This is a genomic window from Nocardia sp. NPDC056064 (assembly GCF_042266925.1).
Taxonomy (GTDB): Bacteria; Actinomycetota; Actinomycetes; order Mycobacteriales; family Mycobacteriaceae; genus Nocardia.
Map to the genome: position 1 here is coordinate 4,051,474 of NZ_JBHJWO010000001.1, position 13,616 is coordinate 4,065,089.

Below are 13,616 nucleotides of genomic sequence, written 5' to 3' on the forward strand. Positions count from 1 at the left end.
AGCCATCGAACCCACGTGCGGTGCGGCGCCGCGACCTAGCCGGTCTTGCGGTCGGTCCACTCCAGCTGGGTGCGGGCCCAATCGGGGATGACGGCCTCGGGCCGGGGGAAGGCCTCGAACTCCGCGCGCAACTCGTCGGCGGTGACCTCCGGCATCCAGTCGGCGATGCTGCCGGTGGAGTAGGTGGCCTTGTAGCGGGTGGGCCCGGCGATGAAGATCTCCGCGCTGAGCCAGGCGCCCGCCTCGGCGTCGTAGGACATCCGCTTGTGGTCGGCGAAGTGCTCGAGCACCTCCGGCGGCGGCACCAGATCGGTGAGCGACCCGTCGCGCTCCTTGATCTGGACACCGGCCACGGTGTGCTCGCCCACCTGTAGCGACCACAGCAGCGCGAATTTCTGGCCGGGGGCCAGCATCGCGATGGTGGCATCGATGACGGCGTGCTCGATCGCGACGAGCGAAGTCAGCTGCTCGCGGGGGGCTGGGTCACGGTCCTGGCGATGGGGCCGTGTCAGCAGGAGATCGATTCGCTCCGGTCTGCTGAGCGTCATAGCTATACCTCTGCATCCGTACCGATCAGCACTACCAAAACTGATTTCGGTCGGCCGAACTATTCAACATTGCGCAGCGTACCCGCCCCGCGAAGTGCTTCGTGCGGTTTGCCCACGCTGACCGGAGATATTGTGGTCTATCGCGCACCCGCACACCAGTAGCTACCCGGTGTCCATCGACACACTCACGCGGCCGAGGCGCGCAGCGCGAACCAGCCGTCGGCCGGATCGGCGAAGCCGTGGTAGACGAGCGGGATGCCCTGGTCGACGTCGAAGAAGCGGTAGACCGCTGCCATCGCCTGGCGCACCGAATGCGCCTGGAAGTCGTCGATGCGCCGGGGGCCGATGCGCCGCTCGGGCAGCAGCGAGAGCCGGACGAGCTCGGTGGGATCGTCGATGTCGAGGCCCCACGGATCGTCGTCGTCGATGAGGTGATCGTGCAGGACCGCGCGGCTGGTGGGCGGATCGTGGCGGGGGCCGGTGAAGGTGACGCTCTCCACGTGCGCGAGCCCGCGGGTGTTCAGCGGGGTCCGCGCGGCCTGGATCAGGTCGATGAGGTCGGGGTCGGGTTTCGGTATCTGCCCGCTGACCGGTGCCTGTTCGAGCAGGTGCAGGATCTTCCCGCCGCGCACCAGCGGCTCGGGCACCAGGAAGACGCTGATGCTGGGGCAGGTGCAGTGCATACCGGTGAGGCACACCCTGGTGTGCAACGGATCGGACATACGTCCTCCTCCGGGGAGCGGGTCGGATTCTGTTCGCCATCCGCCGGGAGTCCGGCGACGACCGTGCCGCACCAGTCAGTGTAGTGCGCGCGGCCGCCGCGGTCAGCGGGTCAGGCGATCGATTCCGTGTAGCGACGGGCCAGTGTGCGCAGATGCTCGACGAGTTCCGGTGGGCCGTCGACGCGGAAATCCATCATCAGCATGCTCAGGTAGATGGCGATGGTCTCCATGGCGTCGGCGCCGGTGAGCAGCACGCAGCTGTGCTCGTCGACGGGTTCGACCACGCCGACCGCCGGGTTGATCCGCGCGATCACCGTCTCGGCCGGGGCCAGCACGGTGACGCGGGCGTGCACCCGCCAGGCGCTGGTCGCGATCTCGCGCATGACGAAGGCGACCAGGTCGTCATCGGGCAGGCGGCGGGGGGCGAAGACGCGGCCGGTGGCGGTGGCGGTGGTGAGGCCGGCGACCGGGACGGCGGTCCAGTCGTGGGTGCGCAGGCTGTAGGCCACGAGGTACCAGCGGCGCTGCCAGTTGATCAGGCGGTAGGGCTCGAGTTCGGTGCCGTCGTCGACAGTGACGGCGGTGGTGCGCCGCACGGCGTCGGCCAGGGTGGTGAGGATGCCCGCGGCGACCGGGGCGTCCGGTTCGCGGGAGCCGGTGGTGGCCGGGCCGATCTCGGTGGCCTCGCGCAGCGCGGAGACCTTGCGCTGCAAGCGTTTCGGCAGGATCTGCTCGATCTTGCGCAGTGCCCGGCCGAGCTGTTCGCCCAGGTCGGAGACGGCGAGCGAGCCGTCCGCGGCCACCGCGATGGACAGCGCCACGGCCACCGCTTCGTCGTCGTCGAGCAGCAGCGGCGGCATGGTCGCGCCCCGGCCGAGCCGGTAGCCGCCGATGGCGCCGCGTTCGGCGTGCACCGGGTAGCCGAGTTCGCGCAGGCGTGAGATGTCGTTGCGGACGGTGCGTTCGGTGATCGCGAGGCGGTCGGCGAGCTCCCGGCCGGTGTAGGCGCGGTCCTGGAGCAGGGCCAGCAGGCGCAGGACGCGGGGCGTGGTGGCGGCCATTCCCACCTTCTCGAAATCCGGGAAAAATCAGGAACGAAACGAGCCTAATGGGTTTCTAGGCTGGAGTCATGAACAACAACACCGCAGCTCTCGAAACCGTCTGGCGCGACGTGGTCGCCGAGTCCTACGCCGCCCTGTCCGCCGTGGTCGCGGGTGTCGCCGACGACCAGTGGGACCTGCCCACCCCCTGCTCGGAATGGACCGTCGCGCAGGTCGTCCAGCACGCGGCGGGCGACCAGCTCGCCTACGCCGCCGCCCTCGGCGTCGGCCCCGGCCCCAGCTACAACCCCTTCGCCCCCTCCGGCACCTTCGACATCCCCGCCGCCGCCCTCGTCCGCGAGGCCGTCGACCAGACCGCCGCCGCCTGGGCCACCGTCTCCGACACCACCCCCGTCGTCCCCACCCCACTCCCGCACGGCGACCTCCCGACCCCCGTCGCCGCCACCCTCGCCGCCCTCGACGCGGCCGTCCACGCCTGGGACATCGCCATCGCCACCGGCCAGCCCTCCCCGCTCACCGACACTCTCGCCACCCACCTGCTCACCGCCGCCCGCACCCACCACCCCGCCCCCGGCTCGGGAACCGACGCCGAGATCACCGAACCCCTCCGTCAGTGGGGCGCCTACGGTCCCGTCATCGAAACCCCTGTCACCACTCCCACCCAGGCCCTTCTCCAGTACCTCGGCCGCACCTCGGCATGACCGCGGATCGGCCACCGACCCCGGGCGGGGTGCGGTTCGGTCGACCCTGCGTCAGCGGTCGACGGTGACGAGGGTGAAGGGGCCGATGTCGGTGGTGGTGAAGATCGGGTCGGTGAAGAGGGCCTTGGGGAACGCGACCGTGTAGCGCTTGACGTTGGGGTCGTTGGGGTAGACGTCCTCGGCGAGGCGCAGGGTGTAGGTGTCGGCGTCGCGGCGGAAGAGGAAGGCGTCGGGGGCGCGCCACGGGGAGTGGGCGAGCGCGTCGGCCAGGGCCGCGGAGGTGGGGAGTTCGCTCCACTCGGCGATGGTGGCGGCGCGGTCCTTGAAGTCGGCCAGGGGGTTGGCGTAGTGGGAGGTGAGCGCCTGGAAGCCGAAGTAGGGGTAGTAGGCGAGGAAGGTGGTGTCGGCGGTGAGGACGACGGATTCGTCACGGGGACGGCCGGTCTGGGCCTGTAGCGCCGCGTCGATCTCGCGGTAGAAGGAGACGGCCGAGGGTGGGCGCTGGTCGGCGCGCTCGCCGTTGCCGTCGGTGTCGGTGTAGGCGGTGTCGATCTCGTGGGTGAGCACGGTGGGGATGTGCTGGGCGAAGGCCAGGGCGCCGAGCACGGCGAGCACTCCGGCGGCAGTGCGCAGCGGAGCCGGTTCGTTGAGCGCCTGGTAGACCGCGCGCCCGCCCTCGACGAACCCGAACACACCCGCCGCGGCCAGCACCGCCAGCAGCACCGGCTCCAGCCGGAACGACAGCAGGGTGGTCCCCGCCGCGGTGGCTGCCATCGACAGCAACGTCCACAGATAGATCGAGACCACCCCGATCCCCAGCGCCTGCGCCCGCCGCGACGACCCGGCCCGCACCACCAGCCACACCGTACCGAGCAGGCACAACGCCCCCCGCAGCGAGAACTCCAGCATCGGGAACGCCAGCTCGGCCCCGGACTGCGGCAGATAGTGGAAAGCACTGCCGGAGGGCAACTTCGCCCCACCCAGCATCTCCAGCAGATACGGCGCCCACACGACGAGCGCCAGCACGACCGCGATCGCACCCATGACGGCCAACCGCACGAACGGCCCGAGCGCCGCCCGCCACACCGCGGACTTCTCGTCGCCGGTGCCCCCCGCGGCCGAATCCGCGCTCACTCGCCGGGTACCGAGCGTGCGCCGACCCTCCCGGCGACGTGCGGCCACGGCGAGACCGGCGGCGACCACCGCCATCACCACCACGGTGAATGCCGCGATCCCCAGGTACAGCGTGTAGAAGCAGGCCGCGACGCCGAGGAACAAGCCGGTTCCCAGCACCGCACCCCAGCCCCCGGCCGACCGATGCAGCGCACCCCAGGCCAGCACCAGCACCGGCGGGATGAACACCACCAGCACCGCGCCGTACGCCTCGGGGGAGGCGTAGGCCAGGGTCATCGCGGTGACGGCCGCCGCCGCGCCGACGGCGAGATCGGCGCGCACCAGCTGCGTCCACAGCACCAGCGCGACCACCGCGCAGACGGCGAGCAGCCCGATCGCGTACGGCTTGAACACTTCCCAGCCGTCCAGGCCGAGCACATTGCCCACCCGGCCGCCGATCCAGAACCAGCCGGCCGGATAGAACGGCGGGATGTCGGCGTAGGTCATATCGCGCAGAGCGGCGCTGTCGGTGAGGCGCGTCAGGTACTCGGTGCGGAACTCCTGGTCCACCGAGATCCCGAACAGGTACAGCTTCGTCGCCGCCAGCGGCATGCCGAGCGTGACGGTGACGAAGCTCGAAATACCCACCCAGGACGCCAGCTTCGCGACCACCGGCCACTTGCGCAGCCGGATCAGCAACACCGAGACCACCAGCAGCGCCACCGCGACGACCTGCCCGACGGTGGTCAGCGCGCGAGTCACATTGGAGGCGTTGAACGCGGGCCACTGCACCATCGAGAACGCGTACAGCCCCACAGCGGCCACCACCAGCGCCACCAGCGCGGCCGCAACCGCCTCGCCGAGCCCGGCGCCGACCCTACGCACCGCCCGCACCTCGTCATCGGTTGTCATCGGCGCGCAATCCTCCGGCTCCACTGTCCTCCACGGTCGGCGTCAGCCTAGTGGGCCGGCATGGACTGCCGACATCGGCAGCGGGCAGTCAGATACCGAGTTCCAGCGGCCCGTCGTGGACGTTGACTTCGCGCAGCTCGGTCGCGAACCTGGTCGCGGTGACGAAATCCTTGTCATCGTGGACGATGGTCAGGTTGTGATTCACGGCGGTGGCACAGATCATCAGGTCGACGGCCGACAACGAGTTCGCGCAGCCGCCTTGTGCTGCTCGGCGTTGGATAGTGCGGATCCATGAACCAGCGGACTTCGGGACCGCCGCATCGCGCGTCGTCCGATCGAACAGCGTCGTGAATTCGTCGTACTCTTCGAGATTTCGAGCTGATCGAAAGAACTCCGTTCGCTGTGGGTAGCACGATCGCAGCGCGCCATCTGCGATGACGTCGCGCCATTTGTCGCTGACGGGACCGCCGCGCAGCATGCGCCATATCGCCGACGAGTCGATCAGATATCCGGTCACCGCCGGTAGGCCTCTTTGGCGGCGCGGTGCGCGGCTTCCATACCCTCGATGTCCCAGTCTTTTGCGAGCTCGATGGCTCGGTCGAACGCTGCGATCCGGTCGCGTCGCTCGTTGTATTCGTCAAGGGCGGCGGCGACCGCGGCAGTCTTCGTGCGATGACCGCCAAGACGCTTGGCCTTCTCGAGCGACTCATCGTCGATGTCGATATGCGTTAGCGACATGTCAGTACTCCTGTACATGATCTGGCCTTCGCCATCGCCCAAATTGTACATACCGCCCCTACCCTCTCCGCTAAACGAAACTGCCGCACCGTTAGCAACGGTGCGGCAGTGATTCGGAGCGGGTACCCGACTAGATGGGCAGCTTGCGGAAGATCGGGCGCGGGACGTGCCGCAGCGCCGACATCACGAAGCGCGCCTCACCGGGCGCCCACACGATCTCGGTGCCCTTCTCCGAGGCGGCGACCGCCCACTTGGCGACGTCTTCCTTGTCGACGGTGAGCGGGGCTTCCTTGCTGCCGGTGGCTTCCCAGTGCGCGATGGTCGCGGCGGTGCGCACCTGCATCGGGCGCACCACGGTGACGCGCGGGCCGTAGGGCCGCAGGGCCTCGCCCAGGCCAAGGTAGAACCCGTCGAGCCCGGCCTTGGTGGAGCCGTAGACGAAGTTCGAGCGACGCACGCGCTCGCCCGCCACCGACGACATCACGATGAACCGGCCGTGACCCTGCGCCTTGAACTTGTCGCCGACCAGCACACCGACCGAGACACCGGCGGTGTAGTTGATGCCGACGGTCATGACCGCCTTGCGCTGGTTCTGCCACAGCTCCTCGGCGTCACCGAGCACACCGAAGGCCACGATGGCGACATCCACGTCACCGTCGGCGAACGCGGCGTCGACGACCTTGGGGTGCGAGTCGGTGTCGAGCGCGTCGAAGTCGAGCACGTCCACCTGGGTGGCACCGGCGGCCTTCAGGCCGGTGACGGCCTGCTCGAGCAGCGGGTCGCCGGGCAGGTTCGCCAGGATGACCCGGGCCGGGCTCTTGCGCAGGTACTCGGCGCAGATCGCCAGGCCGATCTCGGAGGTGCCGCCGAAGAGCAGGATGGTCTGCGGGTTGCCAACTGCGTTGATCACTGGAGCTCCAGCCTCCTGGCCATATCGGACATGAAAACGCCGTTCGGGTCGACGCTGCGGCGGACCTTGATCCACTCGTCGATCCGCGGGTACATCTTGTGGAACGCCTCCGCGCTGGTCCGCGAGTCCTTGGCGGTGTAGAGCCGCCCGCCGAACTCCATGACGCGGCGGTCCAGGTCGGTGACCAGTTCGTTGAGACCGGGCCGGATCGGGAAGTCGACGCAGATGTTCCAGCCCGGCATCGGGAAGCTCAGCGGTGCCGCGTTGCCCTCGCCGAACAGCTTGAACACGTTGAGCGCGGAGATGTGGCCGGAGGCCTGGATATCGATGATGATCCGCTTGAATTCCTCGACCGCCTCGGTCGGCACCACGAACTGGTACTGCAGGAATCCGGCGTTGCCGTAGACCCGGTTCCACTCCGCGATCATGTCGAGCGGGTGATAGAACTGCGTCAGGTTCTGCACCTTGCCGGTGTAGGTGCCGCCCATGGCATAGTACGCCTCGCCGACCGCGCCGAGCGAGAGCCGGTTGGCCGACCAGCTCGGGAAGATGTTCGGCACCGTCAGCAGCTGCGGGGCGTCGAACTTCAGCGGGTTCTTGCGCAGCTTCTTGGGCAGCTCGTCGACCTTGGCCAGGCGGCCGCGGGTCAGGCAGGCGCGACCCAGCTTGGGCAGCGGGTTCATCACGTCGAACCACGCGCTCGAGTAGGTGTAGTTCGCCTCGCTGCCGTCGCTGTGCACGGCGATGGTCTCGTCGAGGGTGGAGGTCTTCACACCGTCGTTGAGGAAGTAGGCCGTCTCCGTGGGCGCCATCTCGATGGTGGCGCGCAGGATGATGCCGGTCAGCCCGTTGCCGCCGACGGTGGCCCAGAACAGTTCGGCGTCCTCGGTCGGCGAGATCGTGCGCACCGAGCCGTCGGCGGTGAGCAGGTCGATCGAGCGGACGTGGTTGCCGAAGCTGCCCTCGCTGTGGTGGTTCTTGCCGTGGATATCGGAGGCGATGGCGCCGCCGATGGTCACCTGGCGGGTGCCGGGTAGCACGGGGACCCAGAGGCCGAACGGCAGCGCGGCCTTCATCAGCTGGTCCAGGCTCACGCCGCCGTCCACGTCGACCAGGCGCGAGTCGCGGTCGATGCGGTGGATGCGGTTGAGCGCCGGCATGTCGATGACGAGCCCGCCCGCGTTCTGCGCGTGGTCGCCGTAGGAGCGGCCGAGGCCACGGGCGATCACGCCGCGTCGCAGGTGCGCCGGCTTGGAGTCGTTGTCCTCGGCGACCATGCGCACGGCCTTGGCGATCAGCTCGGGATCGCGGGTCGAGAGCACTTCGGCGGAGGTGGGTGCGGTGCGACCCCAGCCGGTGAGCGTACGGGTGCGCGTAGGCAGCGCGAACGGCTCGTCGGCGGTGGTCGGAATGTTCTCGGACATCGGCTAAGAGGCTACATGCATGGCGGGACACGTGACCGGTCTCGTACTCTTCCTCACGTGCAAGCCCAACCGCATCTGCCGCTTCCCGCCGAGATTCCCCTGGTCGACGAGCCCGGCGGAACCGACGTAGACCTGAAGACCCAGATCGTGCGGTTCGGCCTCACCGGCGGGTTCTCCGCCGTGGTCGACTTCGGCCTGCTCACGCTGCTGTCGAACGTGCTCGGCGTGCCGGAGATCCTGGCGAAGGTGATCAGCTTCATCGCGGGCACCACCACCGCGTACCTGATCAACCGGCGCTGGACCTTCAAGGCCGAGCCGAGCAAGGCGCGTTTCCTCGCCGTGGTGGCGCTGTACGCGGTGACCTTCGCGGTGCAGGTCGGCATCTACGCGCTGATGTACTACACCCTGGCCGACGAGTGGTGGCGTCAGCCGCTGGCCTTCGTCGTCGCGCAGGGCACGGCGACGGTGATCAACTTCGTCGTGCAGCGCGCGGTGATCTTCAAGATCAAATAGTCAGCTGGCCTGCGCGGCGGGTTCCTCTGCCTGCTTGTCGGACTTGACGCCGAAGTAGTCGCCGCCCTTGGCGCGGATGTTGTCGGTGCCCCACTCGCGCTGCTGCCTGGCGACGGGAACCATCTGGGGTATGTGCTTACGGCAGTGGATGTAGGCTTCCTCGACGTCGACGACGACCCAGACCTGCGAGGTCTTGCCGCGCTCCGGCGGCGGCAGCCCGTCGACGGTCTCGCGCAGTTCGCTTTCGGCGACCATGCGGGCCTTCCCGTTGACGTGCAGCCCGATCAGGTCGCGGACGAAGTCGATCATCAGGATTCCGATATGCGGGTTCTCGAGGATATTGCCGAGGCTGGCCATTACTCCGTTACCTCGATACTCGGGGTACGCAATCGTGCGTTCGTCGATCACGTGCAGGAATCCCGGTGACCCGGAGCGGAAACTGGCGTCGCACTCGCCGTGCGCGTCCGCGGTGGAGATGAAGGCCATGTCCATCCGGGCGACGAATTCGACCATGGTGTCGTTGAGATAGTCGATCACCTGGTCGTCGTAGAACTTCGCGGCCCTGTCCGCGGTACCCAATGTGTCCTGTAGCTCGTGTTCTCCGTCGCTGCCGACGTGTCTTCCGGGCATCGGGCCCCCTCTGCTAGCCGAACCGCCTGGTGTGACTGCAATCTCACACAGTGTAGGGGAGCATCACAGAACGTGGGGCGAGTCCATTGTTGCGAATGCGCTGAAAACCAGGTTTGCGCAAAGGTTTCCAGAGGTGGACTGATCAGGCGGGTTCTACCGTCACCGGCACGCCGTTGAAGATCGCGGTGCCCGAGATCGCGTCGACCACCGAATCATCGGTCAGCACATTGGCATTCACCCCGGCATGGGTGGAGGCGACCGACTGGGTGGTGCTCTCGGCGTGGCCCCAGCCGTGCGGCAGGCTCACCACGCCGGGCATGATCGCCGTCGTCAGTTCCACCGGCACCGTCAAGGCCCCTGCGGCCGAGCTGATCTCGGCCTGTTCGCCGAGGCCGAGCCGGTGCGCGTCGTCGGGATGGATCTGTAGCGTGCAGCGATTGGAGCCACCGACAAGGCCGGCGATGTTGTGCATCCAGCTGTTGTTGGAGCGCAACTGCCTGCGCCCGATCAGCACCATCTCCGGTGCGGCGGCGTCGAGCCGGGCACGCAGCCGCTCGACATCGGCCAGCAGCGGCGCGGGTGCCAGGTCGACCCGTCCCGACGCGGTGCGCAGCGCACCGGGCAGCCGTGGTCGCAGCGGGCCCAGGTCGATGCCGTGCGGATTGTCCAGCAGCGTCCGCAGACTCAGCTCGCCGCCGTTCCACTCGCCGTACGGGCCGAGCTTGAGCATCAGATCGATGCGCTGTTCGGTGCTGTCGGCGCCGGTCAGCTCGTCGCGGCGCTCGCTCATGTCCGCCTTGTGCAGCATGCCGGCGATGACCAGTTCGTCCACCACGGCGATCGGGCTGCGCTCGCCGGTGCCCGCGTGCGGCTGCCCGCTGACGGCGGCGGCGAGCCGGGCCAGCACCGCCGACTCCGACGGCCTGCCGTCCAGCGGCACCAGCGGCGGCGAGTACCGCGCGTAGTTGCGCACCGCGAACTGCAGCAGCGCGAAGTCGTAGTGCGGCGACTGCACCGAGCGCGGTGGCGGCAGGATCACGTGCGCGTGCCGGGTGGTCTCGTTGACATAGCGGTCCACGCTCACCATGAACTCGAGCCCGGCGAAGCCCTTGTCCAGCCGCGCCCCGCTCGGCGCGGACAGCACCGGATTGCCCGCCACCGTGACCAGCGCCTTGATCTGCCCCTGACCTGGTGTTTCGATCTCGTCGGCGAGGGTGGCGACGGGCAGTTCGCCCATCACCTCGGGCAGCTCGCGCACCCGGCTGGTCCAGCGGCCCGGCCGGAACGGCCTGGTGCGCGGGATGCCACCGGCCGCCGCGGCGGCGAACATGGCGCCGCCGGGGGAGTCGAGATTGCCGGTGACGGCGTTGATCGCGTCGACCAGCCACTGCGTGAGCGTGCCGAACTCGGCGGTGCAGGTGCCGATGCGGGCGTAGACGGCGGCGGTCGGGGCCGCGGCGAGTTCGCGGGCGAGCGCGCGGATGGTGTCGGCGGGGATGCCGGTACGCGCCACGACGGCCTCGGGCGAGAACTCCCTGGCGGCGGCGCGGAGCTCGTCCAGGCCGTCGACTTCGAGATCGATGCTGGTCAGGTCCTCGGTGAAGAGGGTGTGCAGGATCGCGAAGAGCAGGTAGGCGTCGGCGCCGGGGCGGATGAACAGGTGCTGATCGGCCAGCGCGGCGGTCCTGGTGGCACGCGGGTCCACGACGACGAACCGTCCGCCGCGCGCTCGCAGCGCCTTCAACCTGCCGGGGAAGTCCGGCGCGGTGCACAGCGACCCGTTGGATTCGAGAGGGTTGGCACCGAGCATGAGCAGGAAATCGGTGCGGTCCAGGTCGGGGACCGGCACGGTGAGCGGGTCGCCGAACATGAGCCCGGCGGCGACCTGTTTGGGCATCTGGTCGGCGGTGCTGGCCGAATAGATGTGCCGGGTGCTCAGCGCGCGGATGAGCGCGGGCAGATACAGCGCGCCCGCGACGGTGTGGGCATTGGGATTGCCCAGGTAGATCGCGGTGGCGCCGCTGCCGTGCGCGTCGCGGATCGCGGCGAAGCGGGTGGCGATCAGGTCGAAGACCTCGTCCCAGCTCGCGGGGCGGAAACCGGTGCCGTCGCGGACCAGCGGGGTGGTGACCAGGTCGGGATCGTCGTCGAGCTTGCCGAAGCTGGCGCCCTTGGGGCACAGGAAACCCTTGCTGAACGGGTCCTCGCGGTCGCCTCGCGCGGAGAGCACCCGGTCGTTGTCGTCGAGGGTTAGGGTCAGACCACAGACGGCCTCACACAGCGGACAGGTGCGCAGCAGCGTTCGTGGAGCCATGCCCCATCCTTACGCCGCGCTGCTACCCGTGCTGGGAAACGCCGAAGGAAAGTCGAATACGCGTTACGCCAACACTATTGGGGGCATGACAGACCGTTAGCACGACTTAGGATCACCAAGGGTGGGGGGCTACGGGAAGGGAATCATGCGTACTTTCAAGCTTGCCACCGGGGCCACCGCCCTCGCGACCGTCGCGTTCACGCTGTTCGCGGGCACCGCCTCCGCGGCGCGGACCGCCGAGGCGGTGGGCGGTGCCGACAGCATCACCGTCTCGATCAACAACACCGACGACGCGTGCTGGTCGGGCACGGTGCTGCTGGACGAGGCGTTGCAGCAGACCATCCTCACCGTCGACAAGCCCTCGGCGGTCCTGGCGAACATCGAGCCGGGCAACCACCGGGTGCGGATTCACCTCTATGTGGGCGAGGGCGAGTCGTGCAGCGTGAACACCCCCGCGGTCGAACTGCTCGACACCACCGTCACCGTCGGTGACGCGGCGGGCAACCCGATCCAGGAACTGCTCGACGCGGGCAGCGCGGCACTCGGGCTGAAGTAGCCACCGGACAGGCGAGGGGCCGGGCAGGCGGAGCGATCCGCCTGCCCGGCCCCTGTCGTGTCGGCACCGTCCGGAAACGCCGAAAACCCGCGGTGCGACGGCGGGGAATCCCGTCGCGACCGCGGGTTGCGGGAGAACTGGGGCCTAGCAGGCCACCGTCAGCGTGGTGCGCTTGCGGGTGGCGGCGGCGCGCACCGCGGCACCGAGGGCGACCACCGGCGGGATCCAGCGGGCCTCACCGGGGGCGACGCCCCAGGCGGCCGAACCGGCGGCGAGCTGGGTCGGCGGCAGCGGGATGCTGGCACCGTCGGTGTGTACGAGCACGCCGGCCTCGCGCATCGCCTCGATCGCCATGGCGGCCTTGCGGACGCCGGTGACCAGGTGGATCTCGCGACGCTCGGCGCCCGGGATCTCGATCACGGGGCCGGAGAGGTTGTTGGCACGCAGGAAGCGACGGACCTCGCCGGCCATCTCACCGGAGATCTCGATGGCCGAGACGTTCTCGTCGGTGATCAGGCACAGGCCATTGGCCGTTTCGGCAACCGTCCAACCCCGCGCGGCGTACTCCTGCGCGGCGGCACCCTTCGTGGTGCCCGTGGTTGTGGTCGGAAACGTCGTGCGCACTGTGTTCTCCATTCCCCGGAAGAGCTCTGTTCTGCGTTCATGGGCGTATCGGCCTGGGGTGGCCGTCGCGTTACGCCGTTACCGAAAAATATTCGAGAGTGTCTGCTTCGTCTCAGTTCGATCACCTTCGCTATCGCCGGGCGGCGGCGGACCAGGGTTGGCGTAGGGGGTGAAACCGGGCAGGATTCGGTACATGACCGAAGAGCCGGGCACCGCCCCGTCGACCGATGAGGACGCCGAGGAGTTCGAGGCCGAATCACGATGGCTCTCTTGGAAAGAGGCTGACGTGAAGCGTTCGGCGCCCAAGCCCGCGCGGATCGATTCCGGTGACGAAGAATCAGACGAAACAGGCATACCACGCGATGCGGGCTTCGATGACCCGTTTCGCAGTACCGGCTCGGCCAAGGAGTGGGCCGCCGAGGCCGCGCGCTCACTGCTCGACGTGCAGTTCCGCCGCCCGGCCACCCGGACCCTGCTGCCGCTGGCCTACATCCTCGGCGTGGTGTCCTTCGGTGTCGGCCTGCCGATCGCGCTGACCGTGCTGATGTGGAAGGCCTCGGTGCTGCTGGGCATTCTCGCCGCGCTCGTCGCGGTGCCGCTGGGGCTCACCATCGCCGCCTCGGTGCGCCTGATGCTCGAGTTCGCCGACAACGCCGCGCGCCTGGCCGGCCGGGTCGAGCACATCAGCGAGCTGGCCGACGGACTGTTCCAGGCGCTCTCGGATGTCGCCGAACCGGTCAACCAGCTCTCCGAAGACGTTCGCGCCGTGCAGTTCTGGCGATTCAGGAAGAAGAAGTAGGGCGGGTATGTGAAACAATTCGTACGCGGATCCGGCGTCAGGTCGGCTGCG

15 protein-coding genes are annotated in these 13,616 nt (G+C 68.8%); 4 read left to right on the forward strand and 11 right to left on the reverse strand.

The features are described from left to right. Nucleotides 1–35: 35 nt before the first annotated feature. From ACFC06_RS18710 to ACFC06_RS18720, 3 genes are all read right to left on the reverse strand, one after another. Nucleotides 36–548, reverse strand: a complete 513-nt coding sequence (locus tag ACFC06_RS18710; RefSeq protein WP_375932513.1) for a hypothetical protein — start codon at nt 546–548, stop codon at nt 36–38. A 185-nt stretch (nt 549–733) separates the two neighbouring features. Beyond that, complete coding sequence (locus tag ACFC06_RS18715) at nt 734–1,270, reverse strand: hypothetical protein (RefSeq protein ID WP_375932516.1); 537 nt, start codon at nt 1,268–1,270, stop codon at nt 734–736. 110 nt (nt 1,271–1,380) lie between these two features. Next, the gene (locus tag ACFC06_RS18720) at nt 1,381–2,331 is read right to left on the reverse strand and encodes a helix-turn-helix transcriptional regulator (protein ID WP_375932519.1); all 951 of its coding nucleotides are present in this window, start codon (nt 2,329–2,331) and stop codon (nt 1,381–1,383) included. A 68-nt stretch (nt 2,332–2,399) separates the two neighbouring features. On the opposite strand from ACFC06_RS18720, the gene ACFC06_RS18725 reads away from it, so the two are divergent. Then, a complete protein-coding gene (locus ACFC06_RS18725) occupies nt 2,400–3,032 on the forward strand; it encodes a TIGR03086 family metal-binding protein (protein ID WP_375932522.1) in 633 nt (210 codons plus the stop codon). A gap of 51 nt (nt 3,033–3,083) precedes the next feature. Here ACFC06_RS18725 and ACFC06_RS18730 read toward each other — a convergent pair whose 3' ends face one another. From ACFC06_RS18730 to ACFC06_RS18750, 5 genes are all read right to left on the reverse strand, one after another. Beyond that, nucleotides 3,084–5,057: a galactan 5-O-arabinofuranosyltransferase gene (locus tag ACFC06_RS18730; protein WP_375932525.1), complete on the reverse strand. Its 1,974-nt coding sequence runs from the start codon at nt 5,055–5,057 to the stop codon at nt 3,084–3,086. Nucleotides 5,058–5,145: 88 nt separating this feature from the next. Beyond that, nucleotides 5,146–5,574, reverse strand: a complete 429-nt coding sequence (locus ACFC06_RS18735) for a PIN domain-containing protein (RefSeq protein WP_375932527.1) — start codon at nt 5,572–5,574, stop codon at nt 5,146–5,148. Further along, entirely contained in the window at nt 5,571–5,795 is a 225-nt protein-coding gene (locus ACFC06_RS18740) for a type II toxin-antitoxin system VapB family antitoxin (protein WP_375932529.1), read from the reverse strand. Before ACFC06_RS18740 ends, ACFC06_RS18735 begins: the two co-directional genes overlap by 4 nt. A 130-nt stretch (nt 5,796–5,925) precedes the next feature. Continuing rightward, the gene (locus ACFC06_RS18745) at nt 5,926–6,705 is read right to left on the reverse strand and encodes a decaprenylphospho-beta-D-erythro-pentofuranosid-2-ulose 2-reductase (RefSeq protein WP_375932531.1); all 780 of its coding nucleotides are present in this window, start codon (nt 6,703–6,705) and stop codon (nt 5,926–5,928) included. After that, nucleotides 6,702–8,117 (reverse strand): FAD-binding protein, encoded by a 1,416-nt coding sequence (locus tag ACFC06_RS18750; protein ID WP_375935602.1) that lies wholly within the window; start codon nt 8,115–8,117, stop codon nt 6,702–6,704. Before ACFC06_RS18750 ends, ACFC06_RS18745 begins: the two co-directional genes overlap by 4 nt. 27 nt (nt 8,118–8,144) lie before the next feature. On the opposite strand from ACFC06_RS18750, the gene ACFC06_RS18755 reads away from it, so the two are divergent. Continuing rightward, the gene (locus tag ACFC06_RS18755) at nt 8,145–8,642 is read left to right on the forward strand and encodes a GtrA family protein (RefSeq protein WP_375932534.1); all 498 of its coding nucleotides are present in this window, start codon (nt 8,145–8,147) and stop codon (nt 8,640–8,642) included. Here ACFC06_RS18755 and ACFC06_RS18760 read toward each other — a convergent pair whose 3' ends face one another. Next, nucleotides 8,643–9,272, reverse strand: coding sequence for a pyridoxamine 5'-phosphate oxidase family protein (locus ACFC06_RS18760; protein WP_375932537.1), 630 nt, complete (start codon nt 9,270–9,272; stop codon nt 8,643–8,645). 142 nt (nt 9,273–9,414) lie between these two features. Next, entirely contained in the window at nt 9,415–11,586 is a 2,172-nt protein-coding gene (locus ACFC06_RS18765) for a molybdopterin-dependent oxidoreductase (protein ID WP_375932539.1), read from the reverse strand. A 145-nt stretch (nt 11,587–11,731) separates the two neighbouring features. On the opposite strand from ACFC06_RS18765, the gene ACFC06_RS18770 reads away from it, so the two are divergent. Then, nucleotides 11,732–12,142, forward strand: a complete 411-nt coding sequence (locus tag ACFC06_RS18770; RefSeq protein WP_375932542.1) for a hypothetical protein — start codon at nt 11,732–11,734, stop codon at nt 12,140–12,142. Nucleotides 12,143–12,286: 144 nt separating this feature from the next. On the opposite strand, the gene ACFC06_RS18775 is transcribed toward ACFC06_RS18770, so the two are convergent. Next, on the reverse strand, nt 12,287–12,778 hold the full coding sequence (locus tag ACFC06_RS18775; protein WP_375932544.1) for a hypothetical protein: 492 nt from the start codon (nt 12,776–12,778) through the stop codon (nt 12,287–12,289). A 181-nt stretch (nt 12,779–12,959) separates the two neighbouring features. On the opposite strand from ACFC06_RS18775, the gene ACFC06_RS18780 reads away from it, so the two are divergent. Beyond that, nucleotides 12,960–13,565: a DUF4282 domain-containing protein gene (locus ACFC06_RS18780; RefSeq protein ID WP_375932546.1), complete on the forward strand. Its 606-nt coding sequence runs from the start codon at nt 12,960–12,962 to the stop codon at nt 13,563–13,565. Nucleotides 13,566–13,616: the final 51 nt, after the last annotated feature.